At 58.9% G+C, this 23,087-nt stretch carries 18 protein-coding genes; 14 read left to right on the forward strand and 4 right to left on the reverse strand.

The window, feature by feature from the left end; genetic code table 11:
- Positions 1-4: 4 nt before the first annotated feature.
- Positions 5-1,438, reverse strand: a complete 1,434-nt coding sequence (locus FJ490_RS16015; RefSeq protein WP_140499399.1) for a basic amino acid/polyamine antiporter — start codon at positions 1,436-1,438, stop codon at positions 5-7.
- A 265-nt stretch (positions 1,439-1,703) separates the two neighbouring features.
- Between FJ490_RS16015 and FJ490_RS16020 the strand changes: the two genes are divergently transcribed.
- The gene (locus FJ490_RS16020; protein ID WP_140556218.1) at positions 1,704-3,134 is read left to right on the forward strand and encodes a basic amino acid/polyamine antiporter; all 1,431 of its coding nucleotides are present in this window, start codon (positions 1,704-1,706) and stop codon (positions 3,132-3,134) included.
- Here the strand turns inward: FJ490_RS16020 and FJ490_RS16025 are convergent.
- The gene (locus tag FJ490_RS16025) at positions 3,131-4,186 is read right to left on the reverse strand and encodes a helix-turn-helix domain-containing protein (RefSeq protein WP_140499403.1); all 1,056 of its coding nucleotides are present in this window, start codon (positions 4,184-4,186) and stop codon (positions 3,131-3,133) included. The two genes, FJ490_RS16020 and FJ490_RS16025, sit on opposite strands and share 4 nt — an antisense overlap.
- Before the next feature lie 472 nt (positions 4,187-4,658).
- Between FJ490_RS16025 and FJ490_RS16030 the strand changes: the two genes are divergently transcribed.
- From FJ490_RS16030 to FJ490_RS33555, 13 genes are all read left to right on the forward strand, one after another.
- Positions 4,659-5,852 (forward strand): succinylglutamate desuccinylase/aspartoacylase family protein, encoded by a 1,194-nt coding sequence (locus FJ490_RS16030; protein ID WP_140728494.1) that lies wholly within the window; start codon positions 4,659-4,661, stop codon positions 5,850-5,852.
- A 79-nt stretch (positions 5,853-5,931) separates the two neighbouring features.
- A complete protein-coding gene (locus FJ490_RS16035) occupies positions 5,932-7,374 on the forward strand; it encodes an amidohydrolase family protein (RefSeq protein ID WP_140728363.1) in 1,443 nt (480 codons plus the stop codon).
- A 266-nt stretch (positions 7,375-7,640) separates the two neighbouring features.
- Positions 7,641-8,222 carry an HdeD family acid-resistance protein gene (locus FJ490_RS16040; protein WP_140521317.1) on the forward strand — a complete coding sequence of 194 codons (582 nt, stop codon included), beginning with the start codon at positions 7,641-7,643 and terminating at the stop codon, positions 8,220-8,222.
- Between the two features lie 75 nt (positions 8,223-8,297).
- Positions 8,298-9,371, forward strand: coding sequence for an efflux RND transporter periplasmic adaptor subunit (locus FJ490_RS16045; protein ID WP_246676713.1), 1,074 nt, complete (start codon positions 8,298-8,300; stop codon positions 9,369-9,371).
- Positions 9,368-12,529, forward strand: a complete 3,162-nt coding sequence (locus FJ490_RS16050; protein ID WP_140728361.1) for an efflux RND transporter permease subunit — start codon at positions 9,368-9,370, stop codon at positions 12,527-12,529. Before FJ490_RS16045 ends, FJ490_RS16050 begins: the two co-directional genes overlap by 4 nt.
- A gap of 238 nt (positions 12,530-12,767) precedes the next feature.
- Positions 12,768-13,475: an META domain-containing protein gene (locus FJ490_RS16055; RefSeq protein ID WP_181171690.1), complete on the forward strand. Its 708-nt coding sequence runs from the start codon at positions 12,768-12,770 to the stop codon at positions 13,473-13,475.
- An 18-nt stretch (positions 13,476-13,493) separates the two neighbouring features.
- A complete protein-coding gene (locus tag FJ490_RS16060) occupies positions 13,494-14,675 on the forward strand; it encodes an alpha/beta fold hydrolase (RefSeq protein WP_140499415.1) in 1,182 nt (393 codons plus the stop codon).
- 38 nt (positions 14,676-14,713) lie between these two features.
- On the forward strand, positions 14,714-15,421 hold the full coding sequence (locus FJ490_RS16065) for an MgtC/SapB family protein (RefSeq protein ID WP_181165254.1): 708 nt from the start codon (positions 14,714-14,716) through the stop codon (positions 15,419-15,421).
- Positions 15,422-15,483: 62 nt separating this feature from the next.
- A complete protein-coding gene (locus FJ490_RS16070; protein ID WP_140499417.1) occupies positions 15,484-15,684 on the forward strand; it encodes a hypothetical protein in 201 nt (66 codons plus the stop codon).
- A gap of 64 nt (positions 15,685-15,748) precedes the next feature.
- Positions 15,749-16,729 carry an AraC family transcriptional regulator gene (locus FJ490_RS16075; RefSeq protein WP_140584247.1) on the forward strand — a complete coding sequence of 327 codons (981 nt, stop codon included), beginning with the start codon at positions 15,749-15,751 and terminating at the stop codon, positions 16,727-16,729.
- A gap of 652 nt (positions 16,730-17,381) precedes the next feature.
- Positions 17,382-18,452, forward strand: coding sequence for an AraC family transcriptional regulator (locus FJ490_RS16080; protein ID WP_140728359.1), 1,071 nt, complete (start codon positions 17,382-17,384; stop codon positions 18,450-18,452).
- 532 nt (positions 18,453-18,984) lie between these two features.
- Positions 18,985-20,052: a helix-turn-helix domain-containing protein gene (locus FJ490_RS16085; RefSeq protein ID WP_140499423.1), complete on the forward strand. Its 1,068-nt coding sequence runs from the start codon at positions 18,985-18,987 to the stop codon at positions 20,050-20,052.
- Positions 20,053-20,327: 275 nt separating this feature from the next.
- On the forward strand, positions 20,328-20,909 hold the full coding sequence (locus FJ490_RS33555) for a L,D-transpeptidase (protein WP_281405517.1): 582 nt from the start codon (positions 20,328-20,330) through the stop codon (positions 20,907-20,909).
- 137 nt (positions 20,910-21,046) lie between these two features.
- Here the strand turns inward: FJ490_RS33555 and FJ490_RS16095 are convergent, their stop codons facing one another.
- Positions 21,047-21,499: a universal stress protein gene (locus FJ490_RS16095; protein ID WP_140499425.1), complete on the reverse strand. Its 453-nt coding sequence runs from the start codon at positions 21,497-21,499 to the stop codon at positions 21,047-21,049.
- Between the two features lie 672 nt (positions 21,500-22,171).
- On the reverse strand, positions 22,172-22,996 hold the full coding sequence (locus FJ490_RS16100) for a Ku protein (protein ID WP_140559922.1): 825 nt from the start codon (positions 22,994-22,996) through the stop codon (positions 22,172-22,174).
- Between the last annotated feature and the right edge of the window lie 91 nt (positions 22,997-23,087).

A 23,087-nucleotide genomic window follows, 5' to 3' on the forward strand; every position in this document is an offset into this window, starting at 1 on the left:
CTGTTCAAGGTGCGATGGCGCCCGTCAGCAGCCCGTAGGCTCCGATCAGGCCAGCGATGAGCGTGACGGCGAACACGAAGAGTTCGGCGAGCGTGAACAGCTGCAATTTCTGCTCGCGCCGCGCCCAGACGTAGAGGATAGTTCCGGGCGCGAAGAGGACGGCAACAAGCAGCACGTATTTGAGCCCGGCGGCGACGAACATGAAGACCGTGTAAATCGCCGCGATCCAGGCGAAGATCTGGTCGCGGCCGCGCTGATCCGGCGTCTTTTCGTAGCCAACGCCGCTACGAGCGAGCAGGATGCCGTAGCCGGCCACGAGCAGGTAGGGCAGCAACGCGGTGACGCTCGTCATGTCGAGCATGAAGTTGAACGCGTCCCGCGACCAGTAGGTGGAGATCACGAAGAGCGATACGACGATGTTGGTGAGCCAGAGTGCGTTAGCGGGAACCTTGTTGCCATTCTGCGCTGCGAAGAGCCTTGGCATGTCCTCCGACTTCGCCGCCGCGAACAGCACCTCGGCGCAGATTAGGGACCAGGCGAGATAGGCGCCGAGCACCGAGATCAGAACGCCGATCGAGATGAAGACCGCACCCCAGTGACCGACGACCGCTTCGAGAACGCCGGCCATCGACGGCTGCTGGACACCGGCGACAGCCGATTGCGGCAGAGCCGCGTAGGGCAGCAGCGTGACCGCTACCATCAGGCCTGTGACGCCGACGAAACCGAGAATCGTCGCCGTACCGACGTCGGAACGCACCTTGGCAAAGCGGGAATAGACGCTGGCGCCCTCGATGCCGAGGAAGACGAAGACCGTGATCAGCATTGTGTCGCGCACCTGGGCGATCAGGGACTTTGGCGGCATGTCCAAGCCGCCAAAGAAATTCTCGCGGAACTGCCCGAAATGGAAGAAGAAGATCAGGAGCAGGATGAAGACCAGGATCGGCACGATCTTGGCGATCGTCACGACAGTATTGATGAAGGTCGCCTGCTCGACGCCGCGCAGGATCATGAAGTGGAAAGCCCAGATGCCGATCAACGAGACGATGATGGCGATGGCGCTGCTGCCGTCCCCAAAGATCCCGGGAAAGAACCGCCCCAGCGTCGAGCCGATGAGCACCCAATAGAAGACGTTGCCTAGGCAACTACCGAGCCAGTAGCCGAAGGCGGACAGGAAGCCCATGTAGTTGCCGAAGCCGGCCTTGGCATAGGCGAAGACGCCTGAGTCGATGTCTGGCCTCTTCTCGGCCAACGCCTGGAACACCCGCGCCAGCATGTACATGCCGGTTCCCGCAATTGCCCAGGCAATGATTGCGCCGAACGGACCTGTCGCAGTCGCGAACCGGCCAGGCAGATTGAAGATGCCCGCGCCGACCATCGATCCCACCACCATGCTGGTCAGCGCAAACAGCGAAAGCTTCTGATTTTCGTTTGAAGTCATAAACCGCTCTCCTGGCTGCGCGAACCAGAGTTCGCGATCAGACGCCTCGCCGACACGTCTCGGTCCAGCAAGGTTAGGTCTGATCAGAAGCAGTAAATGCGAATGTCGGCAACCGGTTAAACGAGCCAAGGCAAAGGTTTTGGACGTCAGGTATACTAGTGGGATTTTATGCCAATCACGTGGGCGCCAGATTCGAGATAGGTTGCAGGCGTAACAATGAGGCCGCTGGACCGCCGTCCGCCAAGGAATTGTTGATCCAAATTCAATGAACTCGACCGTTCAGCAAAAATTCTCGATATGGACCCTGACGGCTATGGTCGTCGGTTCGATGGTCGGCGCGGGCATCTTCTCTTTGCCGCAGGCTTTTGGTCGCGAGACCGGGCCGTTCGGGGCCATGATCGCTTGGGCCATCGCTGGCGTCGGAATGCTGATGTTGGCCTTCGTCTTCCAGACCTTGTCGGTTCGCAAGCCGGACCTCGATGCGGGCGTGTATGCCTATGCCAAGGCTGGCTTTGGCAACTATCTCGGCTTCCTCTCGGCCCTCGGTTACTGGTCTGCCGCCGTTCTCGGCAACGTTTCCTATTTCGTGCTGATAAAGTCGACGCTGGGGCTTTTCTTTCCTGTGTTCGGCGATGGCAATACGATCACGGCGATCGTCATTTCCTCGATGCTTCTGTGGATCGTACATTCGCTGATCCTGCGGGGCGTCAAGGAAGCGGCGGCGATCAACACCATTGTCACTTACGCCAAGATCATTCCGATCTTTCTCTTTATCATCTTCGTTATCTACGGCTTCAGCGCCGATGTCTTCACGGCCAATTTCTGGGGCGGGGAAGAAGTCAGCGTTGGCAGCATCGCGAGCCAGGTTCGCGGGACCATGTTGGTGACCGTATTCGTCTTTGTCGGAATCGAAGGCGCGAGCGTCTATTCGCGTTACGCACGCAACCGCGGGGATGTCGGGGTCGCGACGCTCCTTGGTTTTCTCGGCGTGCTCTGTCTGCTTGTGCTGGTCACCATTCCCTCCTACGGGATCATGCTTCGTCCTGAACTGACAGCGCTGCGCAATCCCTCCATGGCCGGCGTATTGGAAGCGGTGGTCGGGCCATGGGGCGCCAAGTTCGTCAGCTTCGGCCTGCTGATCTCCGTTGCCGGTGCCTATCTGTCCTGGGTGCTGCTGGCCGCTGAAATCCTGTTCACCGCATCACATCACCAGACAATGCCGCGTTTTCTTGCGTATAAAAACAAGCATGGCGTGCCGTCGCGGGCGCTCTGGCTGACCAATACGGTCGTGCAGGTTTTTCTGGTCCTGACGCTCTTTGCTCAACAGGCCTTCAGGCTCGCTCTCGAGCTGACCAGTTCCATGATCCTCATCCCATATCTTCTTGTCGCCGCTTACGGGGTCAAGCTCGCATGGGGCGGCGAGAGCTACGAGAACGACCCCGTAGCGCGGCGTGTCGACTTCGCAAGGGCGGCGATAGCATTGATCTATACGGCCGGTCTCATCTACGCCGCCAGCGCCAAGCACCTGCTGCTCTCGGCCGTCATCTACGGACCGGGCACGATCCTCTTCGTCATGGCTCGGAAGGAGCGGGGGCAGAGGGTGTTTACTCCCGCCGAGATGGGGATGTTCGTCGTCGCCGCACTTGGCGCGGTCGCGGCAATCTACGGCATCCTTGCCGGCGCCATCGCAGTCTAGGGCCCAAAGCTGTTTCGCAGCAGAAGACCACTCAGCGTGTGCGCCCTGCTGTCAGGCTGGCTGATCTGCTGCGAGCTCGTGGCCTGGGCGCCTTGCCAGCCTTCCACGCGTGCCTCCTTTGGCGTAATGCCGAATTCCTTCCTGAACATCCGGCTATACGCCGACGGATCCGTGAAGCCCCAATCCCCGGCAATGGCGGAGATCGGGCGCCCATCCAAGCTGTCGGAAAGTATATCGCGTGTCTTGAGCAGGCGTTTGTGGCGAATATAATTCGAAACACCTCCGGCCGGTTCGAATATCCGGTAGAGGCGAGAGCGGGACACACCGAGTTCGCGGCAAAGCCTGTCGGATGCCAAGGACTGATCATTCAAACTTTGTGCAATGATTTTGGCAGCGCGCTCGGCGATCACGGCGTCGATCACACGCTTCGCCTCGGTGATGCGGTCATGTGATGGCGACACGCACGCAGCCAGCAGATTGGTGGTGGCAGTGGCAATGTGCGACACATCCACGGCCCTCAGATCGGAAAAGGAACGGTGCAGCAGAAGCATGTAGTCTGCCAGGAGTCTTTTCGACTCCTCACGTATTTCAATCCTGGACGATTGGATGAAAGGCAGGTCGCGTGGCAGGAAAACGGCAAGGAGGGCGTCGTTCTCCATCACGCATTCGTAGGGCTCTGCAAAAGATTGCAGGGTCGTTCTCACGACCTGCCAACTTCCAGGAAGCCTGCCCTTGGACAAGGGCAGGCTCAAATACCAATTGTCCACCGAAGGGTTTTTCAAATGCCGCCAGCGACAGCGGTAGCCACTGCCAGGCAATTCGAGGAACATGACAGCCAACGTTCCCAGATCCCACACTGTTTCATGTGCTGGAAACGAATGGCTCCGTTCTTGCATAAGTTCAGTGTCGGCAACGCCTTGATACCAGGTTCGAAACAGGTCGAATTGCTTAGCAGGCGGTGCCGTGGAGGTATCGATGTCGACGGCGCATTGCAGGGACTTCTCGGCACCTGCTCCTCCAGATAGCCCGGCGGCATGAACCATAGCATCCATAGCAACTATCCGTCTTTGTTGGTGCAACACGGGGTTATTGCAAGAACATTAGTTAATTCTAATATATACAACTCCGGCAAGCAATGTTGAAGGTGGATGTAATACCCTGTCTACTACCAGCATAGAAGCATGTTAATCAATCGTTAACATGCCATCTGGCCCATTTGAGGTATCCACCAGGAATTCGTGAACTGGGCTTAATTGTACCCGACGGAAGTTGTGGAGGTGGCTGCGTGATATCCGAGGCTTATCAGACCGATTGTGGTGGCTCTCAACTCAGTATGCAAGGCATCCCAATCATAGACCACCAGTCCATTTTTCTTGTTGGAGGCTGTACTCCCTGAAATGTCTTGTGGGACTAATGCCCGGATACCACGCGCACAACGGGAATCGGTAAGGACGATCTAGCCGCCCTCGCAGGCGTCACCGCGAGATCTGCAGCATGATCCTCATCGGCAGGGACCACACAGCCATGGCGCATGAAACCAGCGAGGGCCTCGGACGTCGCGACTTCATGATCGCATCGGTCGCTACCATCGGCGCTGCCGCTGCGCTCATGGCCGGGCCGGCGCAGGCGCAAACGGGCTCGGCACCTGCAAGCGCGTCTCCCGCAGGGACGTCGGGGACCGTCTATACCGGCGATGTCATCGACGGAAAGAAGGTCATCAGTTCGCTTGACATCTCGGATCTGAAACCAGGCAAGCACAGCTTTTATTTCCAGGGCGTACAGATGCCGACGGGCCAGCACTGGTACGTCTCGGTGATGGTCGCCAAGGGGGCAGCCCCAGGCAAACGACTGGGGCTGATGAGCGGCGTGCATGGCGATGAAATGAGCCCCATTCAAACCGTGCAATCCGTAATGCGTGAGCTCGATCCGGCCGCGATGTCGGGATCGGTGATGGCGGTACTCGACATTTCGCGCCCCGCAATGGAAGGCATGGAACGGAGATGGCCGAATTCGGGGCGCGGGATCGACCTGATCGACATCAATCGGTTGTTCCCTGGCAACGAGGACGCTCCCGACGCGCCGACGCGCCACGCCGGCCTGATATTCAACCGGCTTCTGCGGTCAAACCTCGACTACGGGATCGATTTTCATACAGCCGCCACGGGCATGGACGCGACGGCGTTCCACCTTGCGCGCATGGATCTCCCCGAAGTGCGGGCGATGGCGGAACTCTATCCGGTCGATCAGATTTTCGACAACTTTGGCGAGCGAGGTCTTCTCGCCAATGCCCTCATCGATGCCGGCATTCCCGCCTTCACGCCCGAGATCGGCAAGCCGCGGATCTTCGATCACGACATGATCGCCCTGTTCGTCGAAGGAACGATGAACGTCATCAAGCACCACGGAATAATTTCAGGCGCTATCGGCAGAACCAGCAAGGATTCGAGCGTTTTCGTCGCGGACGGCATGTTTCCCGTCACCGCGACGCATGGCGGTTTCATCGAATTGTTGGTCGAACTCAATGAGACCGTTCGGCCCGGACAGAAAGTTGCAGTCCAAAGGAACACCTTCGGGGAAATCGTCGCGGAATACTCCGTGCCTCTCGGCGGCGAAGTCGGCGCCAGGCGGACCGATGCAACAGCGGAGTCGGGGACTCCGATCGTATTCCTCATCTTTGACAGCGCCAATCCTGTCGGCGGCGATGTGTTGGTCGAGTAACGGGACCTGAAACGACAAGAACCGCGACACGAAGCGCCGTCCGGCAGGTGTCAGTGTCGCTCAACCGAAAGCAAAAGACATGCTGCGGCTAGGCTCGAAGTACGGTCACCTCGTTCACAGTTCTGGTTGCGGTTGTCTCAATCCCGATCTTCAACGAGTCTCTCGTCGTCTGGAGGCCTTTTCCAGGCGTAGTTTTCTCTCCGGTTTCGGGGCTGCCGCCATCGCCGGGGTGCTGACAAAGCCGTCCTTCGCGCAGACGGTCGCGCCCCCTTCCAAGATCCTGTTTCGCGAAGTCCGGCTATTCGACGGCAAGTCGGGTACGGTGAAGGACGGAGCGCAAATCCTGGTGGAGGGCGGCAGGATTTCCGGAATCGATATGACGAACGCCCCTCCCCCGGAGGACGCCACCGTCATCAAATGCCGCAATGGCGTTCTCATGCCAGGGCTCATCGACGCGCATTGGCATGCGATCTTCGCGGCGGTCCCGGTCAACATCCTGCTTAACGGCGACCCGGGGATTATCTTCGCAGCGTCCACCGCCGAGGCGGATCGCACGCTCAGTCGCGGCTTCACCACCATACGCGATCTGGGAGGTCCCTCCTTCTCCTTCAAGCAGGCTATCGACACCGGGCTGATCCCTGGCCCGCGCATCTATCCCTCCGGCGCGATGATCACGACCTCCGGGGGCCACGCCGATCTTCGCCTGCCAAGCGAGATTCCGCGCGACGGCGGCAAGCTCAGCAAAGGTGAACTCCTGGGGGGAGCGGCCATCGTCGACGATATCGGCGACCTGAAGATGCGGATCCGGGAGCAGCTTCTCCAAGGCGCGTCACAGATAAAGTTGGTGGGCGGCGGTGGCGTATCATCGCCCCGCAGTCCGCTGGACATCGTCACCTTCAGCGAAGAAGAGCTGCGGGCAGGCGTCGAGGTGGCTCAGGATTGGAGCACCTACGTTACCGTGCACGCCTATACGTCTCGCGCGATACGACGCGCGCTGGCAGCTGGGGTGCAGTCGATCGAGCACGCGCATCTGATGGACGAGGACACGGCGGCGATGATCGCCGAGAAGGGCACATGGCTAAGCACCCAGCCCTTCCTGACGGCGGAGGACACCGGCCCGCTGACGGGACCTAGCGCCGACCGCGCCCAGGAGCTTTTCTCAGGGACGCCGAGGATATATGCCTTTGCTCGCAAGCATGGCATCAAGACGGCCTGGGGTTCCGACGTGCTGTTCTCGCCTGCGTTGGGTCCGCGCCAGAGCATGATGCTCACGCATTTGGCCAACTGGTACAAGAACGCCGAAGTCCTGCAGATGGCCACCTCCGGCAATGCCGAACTGCTCGCACTCTCCAATCTGCGCAACCCTTATCCGGGCAAGCTCGGCGTCATCGAAGAAGGAGCTTTCGCGGACCTCTTAGTCGTGGACGGCAACCCGCTCGACGACATCCGGCTGATCGAGGATCCGCATAAGAACTTCGTCGTCATCATGAAGGACGGCCGGCTTCACAAGAGCACCCTTTGAGAGTCAGCGGAAAACCGTATGCCGCCTTCACTTCCCAGCAATCAGTTAATCCGACACGGCCTCATGGTCCTGACGAAGCAAGGCCGCGAGAAAATCTCGACTAGGCAGTCGTCGTCATCGGGAAATCTCGCCGCGAGGCAACCAGACAGGCTCCTGACGCTCCGTCCGGCAGACTTCTTCCTGATACTTTCCATTGAGCGCTCTCGGCTCTCTTCTCTGCCCGCAGGGTGCGAGATCGATATTTAGAACCTGCATGGAACGGGGACATGCCAGAAAAATCGGATCACCTACCTGCAACGCCATATGAACGGGCCGAAATCGAGCAGGGCAAGTGGCGCAGGTTTCTGCTCTTTGGGCTCCTCCTGCTTGCGGGCGGCGTGTTTTCAGTCGCAGTTCCCAGCGTTTCCAATTTCGCATCCAACGTCGTGTTCGCCGTGGCCCTGATGGCAGTCGGCGTCATCAAGGTCATCCAATCGCTCTGGATCAAAAGTTGGGTGGGCTTCGTGTGGCAGGAACTGACCGGCTTCTTCGAGCTCATCGGCGGCATCATGATTTACTTCAATCCTATCAAAGCATCGGCCGCAATATCACTGTTCATAGCGTTTGTACTATTTGTCCACGGCGTTCTTCAATTAATCATCGCCGCTGAAGTCAGGAAAGTCGGCGGCTGGTATTGGTTCGCCGTTTCCGGAATCGTGGCCATATTCGCTGCTTTCTCCATACTGCTGAAGTGGCCGATCGTCAGGGAGATGCCGACTGGCTTGGTGGCCGGATTTTCCATGATGATTGCTGGACTGGCGTATCTCGTCATTGCCCTGAGCGTGCGCAGGACGAAGATTTTGTCTTGAGAGCAGGATCCGACGATGATGAAAAGCAATTTTGACTTTCGAGCCAGGGTCGTGGCGGCCGCATTGCTAGTCGGCGTGGGCGGCTTCGCGGGAGCGGCACGTGCGCAGACCGCGGCGACGGTGCCAGTGGTCGTGCAGAAGGTCCAGTCCGGTCCGGCAAACGCGCCGCTGACATACAACGCGCAGGTCGAGGCGATCGATGCGGTCGACATTCAGGCGCGCGCGTCCGGCCTGCTCAAGGAGATCAGGTTCTCCGAAGGCCAGCGCGTGAAGGAGGGCGATCTGCTTTTCGAAATCGAGCCGGATCAACTGTCGGCGGCGGTAATGTCCGCACAGGCGCAAGTGGCCAGGACCGAAGCCACCCGCAACGCCGCGCGACAAAGCCTCTCACGCGCCAGGGACCTGCTCAGCCGCAGGACTATTTCTCAGGCCACGTTGGATGACGCTCAGGCTGCATTCGATGTCGCCGCGGCGGATGTTCAAAGCGCCAATGCAGCCCTCAATACGGCCGAACTCAATCTTTCCTATGCTCAGATCAGGTCTCCCATCAATGGCACCATCGGCCGCTCCCTGGCGACGCGCGGTAATCTCGTGGGGCCCGGCTCCGGATCATTGGCGCGCGTCGTACAACTCGATCCTATCCGCGTCGCATTCTCGATCGCTGACAGCACTTTGGTCGACATCAGGCAGAAACTTGCCGGTGGCCAGAAGATCGATGCGAACAAATTCCACCTGAGTCTGTCTCTCGCCAACGGCACACAATTTGCTTTGCCGGGGCGGGTGCAGTTCATCGACAACGAGGTCAATCAGCAGACCGGTACCGTCGCTGTCCGCGCGCTGTTCCCCAACCCCGACCACATTTTGGCGCCTGGCCAGTTCGTCCGGCTAACAATCGTCGACGAAGAAGCCAGGAAATTGCCGATGGTGCCGATGGCGTCCGTTCTTCAGGACCGCCAGGGCAAGTTCGTCTTCGTGCTCAACGACAACAATAGCGTGACCAGGCAGGCGATCACGACCGGTGCGCGCATCGACAATCGCTGGGCGGCGACGAGCGGATTGGAAGGCGGCGAAACGATCGTCGTCGAGGGCCTGCAACGCGTTTCCGATGGTCAGCAGGTCAACCCCCGCGAAGCGGAGGATACGCCATGATCTCGGACCTCTTCATCAGCCGCACCCGGCTCGCGATCGTCGTCTCGATCATCATTTCGATCGCCGGCGGGATCGCGGTGTTTTCCCTTCCCATACAGCAGTATCCGCAGATCACCCCTCCAACGGTGACGGTGTCGGCCTCCTATCCGGGAGCAAGCGCGGAAGTCATCGCCGACGTGGTGGGCGGCCCGCTGGAGACGGCCATCAATGGCGTGGACCACATGATGTACATGTCGTCCACCAGCTCCAATGCCGGCCAATACACGCTATCGGTGACCTTCGAGGTCGGAACCGATCCCGAGACAGCACAGATCAACGTGCAGAACCGCGCTCAGCTGGCGATCTCGCGCCTGCCGGCAGCGGTCGCGCAGCAAGGTGTCTCCGTGCGTGCCCGCTCGCCGGATTTTATCCTCGGCATCGCTTTCTATTCGCCGGACGACAGCCTCGATGCGCTGGCGATCACGAATTTCATCACCACGACCGTCGCCGACACGATATCGCGCGTGCGGGGCGTCGGCGAGGCTTCGGTCGCCGGGGCTTCGGAATACTCGATGAGGGTGTGGCTCAACCCGCAGCGCATGGACGCGCTTGGCCTGACGCCCGACGATGTCTCGGCCGCCATCCAGCGGCAAAACATCCAGGCGACGCTCGGACAGGCCGGCGCCCCCCCGCAGGCGCAGGGCTCGGAGCTGCAATACACTCTGGTCGCGCAGGGGCGGCTGAGAAGCGTCGAGGAATTCGGGGACATCGTCGTGCGCACGGGCTCGGCGGGGGCCAAGGTCTACCTGCGCGATATCGCGCGGCTCGAGCTTGGCGCGCTAAGCTATGCTTCGAGCGCCAGCTTCGCCGGACACGCCTCGGCGATGATGCAGATCAACCAGTCGCCCGGCGCCAACGCCATCCAGACCGCGGCGTCGGTCCGCGCCGAACTGGAGCGCCTCTCGTCACGCTTTCCCAAAGGCATGCAGTATCACATCGTCTACGACGCGACCCGCTTCGTGAATGCCAGCATCTCGCTGACGGCCAGAACCCTGCTTGAGGCGTTCCTGATCGTTCTCGCAGTCACCTATGTCTTCCTGCAGGATTGGCGCGCCATGTTCATCTCGGCGCTTGCCATCCCGGTTTCCATGCTCGGCGCCTTGGCGGTGCTGTTTGCCGCCGGCTATTCGCTGAACATGATTTCTCTTTTGGCGCTGGTGCTGGCGATCGGCCTGGTGGTGGACGATGCCATCCTTGTCGTCGAGAACGTCAAGCATGTGCTGGAGGATACCCCTGACATCGCGGTCGCCGACGCCACGCGCAAGGCGATGCACCAGATCACTGGGCCGATCATTTCCACGACCTTGGTGCTGCTTGCCGTGGTGACGCCGACTGCGTTTCTCGGCGGCATAGGCGGCCAGCTCTACCGGCAGTTCGCCGTGACGCTGTCTTCGGCCCTGGTGATTTCTTCCTTTGTCGGATTGACCCTGAGCCCGGCGCTGGCCGCACTGCTTTTGCGGCGCGATATGGGCCATTTCAAGCGTGGCCCGTTGGCCTGGTTCACGGCATTCATGAACGAGACGCGAGACGGCTATGGACGCCTCGTCGGGTTTCTGGTGCGGCATTGGTACGTGCCGGTGGCGGGATTGCTTGCCTGTTTTGCCATCGCCTATCTGATCTTCACCGGGCTACCGTCGACTTTCCTGCCCGACGAGGACCAAGGCGCGCTGTTCGTCGACATCCAGTTGCCCAATGCCGCTTCGCTCGACCGCACGAAAGCCATCGTGGAGGACGTGCGCAAGATTCTGACCGACACCGGAGGCGTGCAAGACGTCATCACGGTTGCGGGGTTCAGCATCCTTCAGTCGACGAGTTCGCCGAGCGGCGCAATGGCGGTCGCGGCGCTGAAGCCCTGGGACGAGCGCAGGTCCAGCGAACTGCAGCTCGCCGGCATCCTGCAGGCGCTGCGGGTGAAGTTCTCCCAAATTCCGGGCGCGAACGTCGCCGTGTTCGCGCCGCCGGCGATTGCCGGCATCGGCTCGGTCGGTGGCCTGGACTTCCGCCTGCAAGCGCTTGAAGGACAGCCGCCACAAGAGATCGCGCAGGTCGTCGGCGCCCTGCTTGGCGCCTTCAATCATCTGCCGGAGCTCGGCGGGGCCGCCACCACCTTCAGCGCCAATGTCCCGCAGGTCTATGTCGACGTCGACAGAACGCGCGCCGAAGCGCTTGGGGTAAGCGTGTCGGACGTCTATTCCACCATCGGCGCGGCCTTCGGATCGCGCTACGTAAATGATTTCACGCTCAATGGCCGCGTGTTCCAGGTCAATCTGCAGGCCGATGCCGATTTCCGTGCCCATGCGGAAGACATCTTGAACCTGCATGTGCGTAGCCGGAACGGCACCATGGTGCCCTTGAACAATCTGGCGTCGTTGACGACGATCCTGTCGCCATTCGCCATCCAGCGTTACAATCTCTCGGTCGCCGCTCCCATAAACGCCATTACCGCACCTGGAAGCAGCAGCGGCGGCGCCATGGACGCGATGGAGAAGACAGTGGCCCAGCTGTTGCCGAATGGCTATGGCTTCGAGTGGTCAGGCCTGTCGTTTCAAGAGCGCCGCGGCAGTGGCCAGGAGGGGCTGGTCTTTGCGCTGGCGTTCCTCTTTGCCTATCTCTTCCTTGTCGCCCAATACGAGAGCTGGTCGCTTCCGTTGATCGTCATCCTTTCGCTCGGAGCGGCTCTCTTCGGCGCCATAGCGGCATTGAAGGTCTTCGGGTTGCAGAACAGCCTCTACGTGCAGATCGCCATCGTGCTGCTGATCGGACTGGCGGCGAAGAATGCCATCCTGATCGTGGAATTCGCCAAGGAGCGGCGCGATGAGGGACTAAGCATAATGGAGGCGGCGCGGATCGGGGCCGAGCAGCGCTTCCGGGCCGTCATGATGACCGCGGTTTCCTTCATCCTCGGGATCATTCCTCTTGTCGTGTCGACTGGTGCCGGTGCGGGCGCGCGGCGGGCTGTTGGCGTCACAATTTTCGGGGGCATGGCCGCGGCTACGACTATTGGCCTGTTGATCATCCCCTCCGTCTATTTTGTCGTCCAGAAAGCAACCGAGTATCTGTCGTCCCGGCGTCGGGGAGATCGTACGGAACGCCTCGATACGATCGAACCATCACATTGAGGTTCGTCCTCGCCAAAGGGCGGTCGAAATGGCCCGCGGCAACCATTTATATTCTTGGAATCTCAATTCTTGGCTTTGCGTCCATTTTTTCGCCGAACGGACTCCTTCTCCGAAACGCGGCGATGGACTGACGACCGGATGTAGGTACATTCGGCGCAATATTTGGCGAAGTTGCCCCCAGAGGCCGGTTTCCGGGCGGCTTTCGAATTCAGTGACGCATCGTCTGGAGGCTGCAACCGTGAGTCCAGAGTCCTGCTCATCCTTGCCGTTGGCCGCTTTGCTCGCGGTGTTGTCGCTGTACGCCACCGCAACGAGCAATGCGGAGGCTGCCCCGTTGGCTGCACGCGGCAACGAACCCGGCTGGCAAATCAGCATCTCGGACACCGCGCTCAGCTTTAACGCCTTAGGGGGCGAGACCTTCACAGTTCAGCCGGCTCCGCGTCCCACAAGGCAAGGCGACGCCGACACCTATCTGGCGACGGTCGACGGCCGGCAACTCGCGCTGACCATCGCTGCCAAAATATGCGTCGATACGATGAGCGGAATGCCATACCCCCAAACCGCGACCGTCATCCTTGGCGACCGGAAATTTGAAGGCTGCGCCGGAGAGCCGGGCGACCTCCTTCGCGGAGATTGGCTCGTGGACGAGATTCGAGAAGAAACCACGGTCGCGAGTTCGAAACCCACCCTTGCCTTCGAGCCGGATGGACGCATCCATGGGAATGGTTCGTGCAATCGGTTCTTTGGCGGCTTCGCCTTGACCGGAGAAGCGCTGACGATCTCGGAAACCGGCTCGTCCAGGATGATCTGCGATCAGCCCCTCATGGATCAAGAGCGCAATCTTCTGGAGGCACTCGGGTCCGTCCGTCGCTTTGAAGCCCCACAGACAGGACGAGTGCAACTGTTGGACAAGGATGGCCAAAGGCTGGTGAGTTTACGAAGATAAGCCGGCGCGGCCAGCAGCATGCAGAACCCCGCAGGACGATTTGTGTTGGTTATCTCGCTGGCGTTGCTGGTGCAAAGCTGCGCCGGTCCAAGAGCCGTGACGGGCCTTGCCTCGCCTGTACAAATTAGCAACGAAATGTCGGCTATTTCCTTCCTGATTGCCACCACGCGCACAAGGTTCCCCACCTCCGAACCGCCCTATTCGCGGGATCGTTCCCCGACGTTGAGTTTTTCGCAGTTGACTGTCGTCGTGCCGGCCACACACCGGCCGGGCGTCGTCGAGACGTCATCGACATCACCCGATCCGAAGCGCCATTTTTCCGCTCGTGATCTTGTCCGCTTCGAGAACAGAGCATCCTTCGCAGGTCGGTTGAACGGGATGCTGGCGAAGCGTCCGCCTTCGGAGCGCGAGGTGTTTATCTTCGTGCACGGCTACAACAACAATTTTGCCGAAGGCCTGTTTCGTAATGCCCAAGTCGTCCACGACTACCGCATCTCCTCGGTTCCGGTTCATTTCTCCTGGGCGTCGGCGGGATCTATCGGCGCCTATCTTTTCGATCGCGATAGCGCTCTCCAGGCGCGGGACGGCTTGGCCGAAACGATCGAAATCGCAGCTCGATCGAACGCTAGCGGTGTTTTCATCGTCGGCCATTCCATGGGCGCGTATGTCGTAATGGAGGCGCTTCGCACCCTTGTATTGCAAGGTAAGGCGGCGGTTACCTCAAGAATCCGCGGCGTCTTGCTTGCCGCGCCCGATATCGATCCAGATGTCTTCAGCAGCCAAGTCAGGGACATACCCCAACTGCCGCACCCCTTCACGATCGTTGTCTCTCGGCGAGATCGCGCCTTGAGCCTGTCGCGGCGCATTGCAGGTGGCCAGCCACGAGTCGGCAGTGGCTTCGATATCCCGCTCCTCCAGAAAAAGGACATTCAGGTTATCGACATTTCCGACGTGGACGGCGGCGGCCACAGCGGCTTTGCAACGTCGGAAACACTGATGAAGCTGTTGAGGTCCGGGCCCCTGCTGCGCCGTCTCATCGTGAACGAAGATATGCCGGTCGAAGACAAAGCCGAAGAGACCCGGCAGATCATCTTCGATAACGCCTCCCTCGTTCTCCATCTGCCGCTCACAATCCTGAAGCGGTCGGCATCCCGGCAATCCGTGTCCCAGCAGCCGGCGTCCGAGATCGGCGCCATGTGATGAAAGCCCCTGCATTTTGAATCAGACGGAATGAACATTTGGAAGCTGAAGTCGCGATAACTCAATCAATCCTGCTGAAGCTTGTGCTTGCGTTGCTGCTCGGCGCGCTGATCGGTGCGGAACGCCAGTACCGGCAACAATATACAGGACTTGTGACGCACGCGCTGGTCGCACTGGGCGCGGCGGCATACTCCTCGCTGCCGGGCGCTCTTGGCTCAGGTCTCGATCTTAGAATGGGGGCTCAGGTCGTAACCGGCATTGGGTTCCTTGGCGCCGGCCTGATCATCAGGGACGGTTCCAACATAAGAGGGTTGAGTACGTCCGCGACGATCTGGAGCACTGGCTCTGTCGGGGTCTTCGTAGGCTTTGGCTTTCTGCTGCTGGCCGCGGAAACCGCAATGCTCATTATTATACTCAATTCGCTTCTTCCTAATTTCTCAAGATTCTTTCGAAGGCACTCTCAGGAACAACCTGCCGTCGAATACACGTACACCATAGAGATCGTATGCTCACGAGATAATGTTTATTTGCTCAGATCGATTCTGCTTCAGACCATCAATACAAACCTCCTCCGCCTACGCTCCCTTAACAGCCATCCCATCAATGAGGGCGACGCCATGAGAATAGAAGCAACGTTGTTCAGCAACCGTGATGATGCGCAATCAGTCGAACGCGTCGTCGCTCACCTCGCGCTCGACTCGAATGTTCAGTCGGCTTCCTGGGAGCCGGAAGAAAAGACCGAATAGAGCGAAAGCCAGAAAGACCCTCGACACCACCTCGAAACGTCAAATTTTAAGGAGCTGCTACAATGGAAGGAAACACCAAGGCCTTGTTGGCAAACAAATTGATAGCTATCGGCCTCTTGCTCATAGGCTTTCTCATTTTTGCATCGGGCTATCGCTATGGCTCTCCATCGAGCATCATGGTTGGCTGTCTTCTCTTTGCTATCGGAATCATTCTTCTGATTATAAAGATCGCCCGCAGAAACAAGCCGGACTCGGTTGCTTGATCGAGTTGGACGAAAGCGATCGCGTCCAACTCCAGTCCGGACAAAAGACTTGGAGAGGCCCTCGTTGTTGGAGGCTCCTAACTGGTACGCCCGCCAGTATAATTCCGTGGTCGCGCGCACCCGCGAGTCCGATCCCGACGCGGAATTCCATATCCAGCAGATTGGCGAGCAGCGCCATGCATCGAGCCTTGCAACGATAGACTATGGCGACGCGTTCGTCCTCGATTTGCGGGACAAGGGTGGCATCGCCATGTCCGGGGCGATCAATGACGATGCGTTGACGGCGGTGTTCCTCTGGGGCGAAGGCACGACCTTCAACGGACAACGGAGTGAAGTACCGCAGTTGCGGATCATCGGCCCGGGAACAGAATTCAAGCTGGAGATGCCAGGAAGCTATCGCCTCATGCGGATCGGTCTGCGTGGGTCCGCGCTCGAGTCTCTGCGCACGGCATCAGCCTCCCACCTGGGCCAGAGGACCGCGCTGATGCCAGGGATACATGAGCAACGCCTCACGGCAGGAGCCGAGCTGGAGCTTCAGCAGAGGCTGCTGCGAACCGTCGGGTTCGCGGAAGCTGCAGCACAGCGTGGCTATGACCTAAGTGCCGGCCTGGCCGTTGCGGCGAGCGAAGCGGGCGCCGCGCTCGCGCGGGTGCTTTCCCTCACGGAGCAACCATCCCCCCGCGCCCTCGGTTCCAGCGATCGGCGCGATATCGTTGATGCCACCCTGGCCATTCTGGAGGCAAGGCCTCATAGCCCTGTTTCCGTCAGTGCAGTCTGCGAGGTACTGGGCATTGGCGAGCGAATGTTGGAGCGCGCCTTTCAGGAACGTCTGGGAGTCAGCCCTCGAGCTTACGAGCGGGAGCGGCGGCTTCGGGCCGCGCACGGCCTTATCCTGACGCAGGGCGATCGCCTCTCGATCACCGACATCGCCATGAGCTTTGGTTTCTGGCACCTGGGCCGTTTCGCTGGAGCCTATACGTCAATCTTCGGATGCTCCCCCAGTGAGGCGCGTCGGCGCTTCTGGAGACACGCAGCACCAGACTGATGGGATGCTCAAACCTGCCGATCCGAGGCTGGTTAACGCGGTGCCTCAGGCATTTTGATCAGGATGGGAAGACGATGAAGCCGTCGGCTCCTGTGGACGGAGGCAGTCGGCAGAAATGCCGGATCCCCGCGGTCGGCGAATCCTAAAGCCAACGACACACCTACGCGTAGGGCCTCATCACAGCTATGTGCAGCCCGCATTCGGCCTAGTTGCCTACTGAACCACCCCTTTCCGAGAGCTTTCGGGCACTCCGTCGGAAAGTGGATAGAAATTGGTTGGCCGTCAGGAGATTCTGATGGCGCGACCTCAGTGGGGCCGCAACAAACCTTCCGACCGGTTGGTCGCAAGCAAGAGAAACGCAAGGTCACTCCACATGGCGCGCTCGGCGCCGATGAGAATGGCCATAGTCGCAAGGGTAAATACGATGCGAAAACGCTGTCCCAGCTTTCACGAGAAATAAACGCATTGTCTACGTTTGGGATTCCTAGCCCACTCTAGGGGAGCATCTCCGGCTTAAGATTGCCTCAAAATCAATCTCATCCGCGGCGGCAGGTTGAGGGTGTGTTTTATTGTCGGTTTCCTTGCGGGAAACGGCCTGCCGACCTCTTGATCTGCCTATACTTCGGCGTCTCATGTACGACAGGAGTTTGTTATGGACGCGAGAGTAACCGCTGCCGGCATTCCCACCGACCCTTTTGCGGATGAGCCTCTAAGATGCGCCATCGACGTAAATAGCTTGTCGGCACCCCCAGCCGAACAGTTTGATTTCTATCGATCATGGTTTGCCGGGGTTGCCGAAATACAGCTTCTTCGGGCCGAGCACGCCGTGTTCCCGGCTCGTCATCAGGTATGGCAGTTGGGCGATCTGGCGTTGAGTTCCATCGAAATCCCAGGCTCCGGCTACGAGATACAATGGGAACATCGCAGACGGTCCCTGTTGGATCACTGGATGCTGTCCGTGCCGTTCTCGCAGTCTGCTGCCGGCGAGATGATATCTCGTCGGCCCCGCATGAGGTGTCTGGCCTTGCCCGATGTTGGAGTGAGCAACGATGATCTGTTCATCACACTGTTTCTGCCCCGCACATGGCCGGCAACCAGATCATCGAAAATCCAAGCCAGCGACGAGGCACTGGATTTTCTTGCGCACTACGCCGTTCTGCTGCACCGCTCACTTCCTCATTTGAGAGAAGCGGATCTGCCCCATATCGTCACCGCGACTGCCAACATTTCCGCGGCTGCTCTTATGCCGACAAAAGATCATCTGGCAGAGGCGCAAGGGCCTGTGAACGCGGTGTCTGCCGCTCGGATTGCCAAGCGTATCGCAGAGAGGTTGAGCGATCCCGACTTGACGCCCAACAAACTCTGCCGCGCGGTCGGTGTCTCACGCTCCCGTCTCTACCGGATTTTCGAGCCGGTGGGCGGTGTGTCCAACTATGTGCGGCGCAAGCGGCTGCTGAAAACGCGCGACGCTCTAGCGGACAGTTCGGACAGGCGAACGATCTCCAGCATTGCCGAAGTATGGGGCTTCCAAGATCCGTCTACCTACAGCCGGATGTTCAAAACAGAGTTCGGCATCTCTCCAAGGGAAGCGCGCGAACTCGGGTGGCAGGGCGTCAAGCATTCGACCTGGCTGACTGTGGATGAGCCCCTCGCGGATGCTGGCATCCTGAGCAACCTTCTGATCAACAATTCATTGGGATTGTCCCTTTCTTCAAGACAGTGACGGATTCCTGGCAGAGGTCGGGGCGCCTGGAGATCATCCCACAAGCTACAAGAAATATACGTCAAACCCATATTATGGATTCCTCGCATATTTTTCAAAAATCGATGACCGTTTAAGCTTGGCCGTGTCCTCGTCATTAGCATCACGATTTTCGATAACTCCACTCTGGGTTTTTAATTGTCAGGACCGTCTCCTTGCGAAAAGCACATCGTTCATTGTTGATCTACTAGCTCGATAGGAGCTTGTGATGGAGGTAACAGTACGAAGCGATACTCTTGGCGAGCCGATCGCTGGAGCAGTTGCCATACACGCTGCCGACATCCGCACATCATCGATTCTGCTGGCTGGGCGAGATGTTCTTGTCGACTGGTTCTATACCACCCAAGCAGGTGCGGGTGTCGGGATTTCAAGTCCCATAACCTCGATCTCGCCGCGGCTACATCCGCCGGGGATGAGCCCGATACGTCTGGTCTCTTGATCGAGAATTCCATGGGGTTGCCGTCACCCTCTTTCAAGCAATGAGTTTGCCTCAATGCAAGACAAGCCATCAATTGTCAGCGAAAGCGAAACGATCGGGACCCCAGAACCTCTAAGATGCGTCGTAGACGTTGATACCTCGCAGGCGCCACCGCCCGAGCAATTCGACCTTTTCCGGAGTTGGCACTCAAATATAGCCGACGTCGAATTGCTGCGAGACGAGTTCGGCTCGTTCTCTGCGCGCGAGCGGGCGTGGCGGTTGGAGAGCCTCGTGCTGGCTTTCATCGAATATCCCGGGATGGGGTACCGTCGGCGGTGGCGCAGCAGAAAGAGTCCGGTGTTCGACCACTGGGCTCTTTCGGTGCCCCAGACAATCCCCGCGGGCGGCGGCACGCCAAGAATGGGACAGCTGCGCTGGCAATGCCTGGGTGCACCCCATGAAGACCAGGGTGAGGATGACGGTGTCCTTGCGCTATTCCTTCCGCGGGATTTCGCCTTCTCGCAACCCTTCACGCTCGATATCCGGCCCGAGATGGCCGCATTCGTCGCCGACTATGTTCTGCTGCTCTATCATTCCTTCCCCCATCGCACGGAAAGCGACGTCCCGTATGTCGCATCGGCGACCACCAGCCTGCTTGCCGCGTGCATTTCCCCGTCCCGGGATCACTTTTTCGAAGCACAGGAGCCGATCGACGCGGTCATCATGGCCCGCGCGAACAAGATCATAATAGCCAATCTGGCCGACCGGAATCTGACACCGGGAAAGCTCTCGCAAGACCTCGGCATTTCACGCTCTCGACTTTATCGGATTTTCGAACCAGCCGGAGGAATCTCGCACTATATCCGGCGACAGCGGCTGCTGAAAACGAGGGACGCGCTCGGAAACATCGCGGATGGACGCCCGATTTCGAGCATTGCGGAGGAGTGGGGCTTCATGGATCCCTCGACATATAGCCGGACATTCAGGCGCGAGTTCGGAATCTCGCCCAAAGAGGCGCGGGAGGCGGGCTGGCTGGGCCTCAAGCACCCTCCGTTGGCGGAGCGGTCGAACAACGGCAAACCTTCTCTGAACAGCCTCCTGGCCAACAATTGCCTTCTCAGCCATCAGCTTTCGAGTACGTGATTGGAATCTTCGGCTGAGGTAATCTTGTCGAAGACAAGAGTGAACCCATTCCTTGGCGAAGCTGGAGATTGGACGCCGGTTCGAACTGCCCGCCGGGAACACCACGCAGTCTGACGAGGCGCTCGTATGACATAAGAGATTGCACCCTCAGCGGAGAGGCCGATGTCAGAAATGTTTGTCCCGATAGCGCAGGCTCATCGAAGCTCATAAAATGCCAGCCAAGAAGTCATTAAATTTCGGAGGTTCATTTGGTGAATTCTTTGAGCAGACGATCCGTGATCGTTGGGGGAATATCATTTCTGGCGCTGTCCGGGCATGCGGAAGCTTCCCAAAAGAGTTGGTATATCGGGAGAATTCCAGATAAGCCTTTTGACATCCCTCTCGTAGACAAGACGCGCATCCCCCAGCAATTCCGTCGGCAAACAGTGCCTTACTTGGGTAGGGAAACCGCCGGAACAATCCTAATCAACAAGCAGGAGCGCTTCCTGTACTATGTCGAAGACGCAGGCAGGGCGATCCGCTTCGGCATCGCTGTCGGTCGGGATGGACAGCGATGGGGTGGAGAGGCCATCGTTGAACGAAGAGCCCAATGGCCGACCTGGACCCCCACCGCCAACATGCGACGCCGTAATCCGAGCTTGCCGCAGCGCGTTCCGGGAGGCCCAAACAATCCTCTCGGCGCCCGGGCGCTGTATCTGTATCGCAATGGCCAGGACACGCTGTATCGCATTCATGGGACCAATGAGCCGTGGACCATTGGAAAAGCTGCATCATCCGGCTGCATCAGGATGTTGAACGAGCATATTTTTGAACTCTTCGGAACGGTGCGCAACGGCGCGCGGGTTATCGTTGTCTAGCCTGCGGCAATCATGAATGCCATTGCGCGGCACCTCTAAATGCCGAGGCCGACGCGTGGAGACATCCTCGTCACAGGACACCGTCTCTCCGGAAGGTTGAGCGCAAAGGAAGCCGGCGCTTCTCCGGTTTCGTTTGGCTACCGTACGACCAATACAGGCACACTTCCATCCGCGAGAACCTCCGACGTCTGGCTTCCCAGCAAAAGCTTTCTGATGCCACGACGGCCATGGGAAGCCATCACAATCAGATCGCAGCCTCGTGACTTGGCGGTGTCGATAATCGCCTTGGCCGGGTAGGTATCCGGGACATGTAGAAATTCTGCGGAAACCCCCATCCGGTCGGCTGCCTCCCTGACTTGATCGAGGACTTGCCCTGCGAATTCCTTGCTCGCGGCCTCAAAACTATCAACCTCCTCCTGCGAAGGAATAGACCCGGAGGTAAATCCGGTTCCATAGTCAATCAGCATTGGCTCCGTGACCGTGACAACTGTCGCCTTGGCAGCCAAGGCTTTCGCCAGGGCTATCCCCTGCTCAACGCCCTTCCTGGCGACGTCGGAGCCATCCGTGCTCACGAGGATATGAGTGTACATCTGAGTTCTCCCTGCCTGGTCGACCACGGTTCCGGCAACACCAACACTCGTCGAGATATGCACGTTAGTGCACTGCAAGCCCTCTCTTGGACATCCAACTCACGCCGCTTGTATCGCGACGCTGGGCACATTCGGGAGCGGACGCACCATCTCCAAACCGCGGAGGAATAGCGCTAGCCCGGCCCGACGATCACCAATTGCCTTTTCGTGTACCAGCTATGGTTAAATCACAGACAAGACGACAGATGTTCGCAATGCCTTTGTTGCCCCTCAACCTACAATTCATCGAGTCATTGCGTTATGTGCAATTTATCCCAATGAATTGCATCTCGTCCAATTCTCCTTATTGCGACGTGCATATGTTGGCGATTCCCCTTTCGACCCCAAAATCGAACAATATGATTTGATCAATGTATCTTTCGGTGAGTATCTCCATGTGAAAAGAAGCACATTATTGACTGGAGGGGCGGCAGCCGTCACCGCCTGTCTGCAAACCCCGCCTTTTCGCAGTCGATGGGACGTGCATCTTGGGGTTAAAGGCGACGCGCCCCTGCACCGCGCGAATGACTCGGCCGGAAGCCCCGAGCCCGAGCGACCAATCGATCTTTTCTGATCCCGGCACAGGATCGTTTTCGGTCATAATTCGAAGAAGGCAGACAGCCAAATCCGCGACTATGCCGATTTGCGTCCGGCTTTGGCTTTGGGGCGGTCCTTGATGCCTTCCTTGGCGAGACTCTTGCGGAGAACCGACGCCAGATCGATAACGTTCTCCTTGGGCGGGGGCACCGGTTTGGGCGGCTGCTTGCCCTTGCGTTTTGCGTCGATCAACGCGATGAGCGCATCCTCGTAGGTGTCTTCAAATTTCGACGGATCAAACTTGGTCACTTTTTTGTCGATCAGCAGGCCTGCGATTTCGAGCAGTTCCTGATCGTATTCATGGCTTTCCAGGTCTTTGAATACGGTCTCTTCCGAGATCATCTCGTCATGGGTCCGCAACTCGGTAAGCAGCATTCCCTTGCCATATGGCTGTATCACGACTTCGCGCCCGCGTTGGTACAGCACCACGCAGGACCGCGCCGCCACAGCCTTCTTGGCCATCGCTTCGCGCAGCACTGAGAAGGCCTCGGTGGAAGCGCCGTCGGCAGGGATCAGGTAGTAGGGCTTTTCCAGGTAGCGCGTGTCGATGTCCTTGATGGCGACAAACTCGTCGACCTCAAGCGTGTGCTCAGACGTCATCTTGAGCTTTTTGATCTCGTCCGGTTCGACCTTGATGAAATCGCCCGCGTCTGCCTCGTAGCCTTTGACTTGGTTTTCGCTAACGACGACATCGCCCGTCTCTTCGTCAACATAGGCAGCCTTGACGGGTAATCCATCTTTCCGATTCAAAATCTTGAAGTGGATTTTCGATGCCTCGCTGGTTGCACCCACAAGCTTCACTCCGCACGACACGGACCCGACTTTCAGAAACCCTTTCCAAACTGCTCGTGGGGCCGCCATGCAGTCCTCCTGTCGCGCCGATCCTTGGCACAAACGTCAGCCGGATCGTTCCGTTCCGCCCGCCTGATCAGCATCGACGCACGCGATCGCA

The organism is Mesorhizobium sp. B2-5-11 (assembly GCF_006440835.1).
GTDB lineage: Bacteria > Pseudomonadota > Alphaproteobacteria > Rhizobiales > Rhizobiaceae > Mesorhizobium.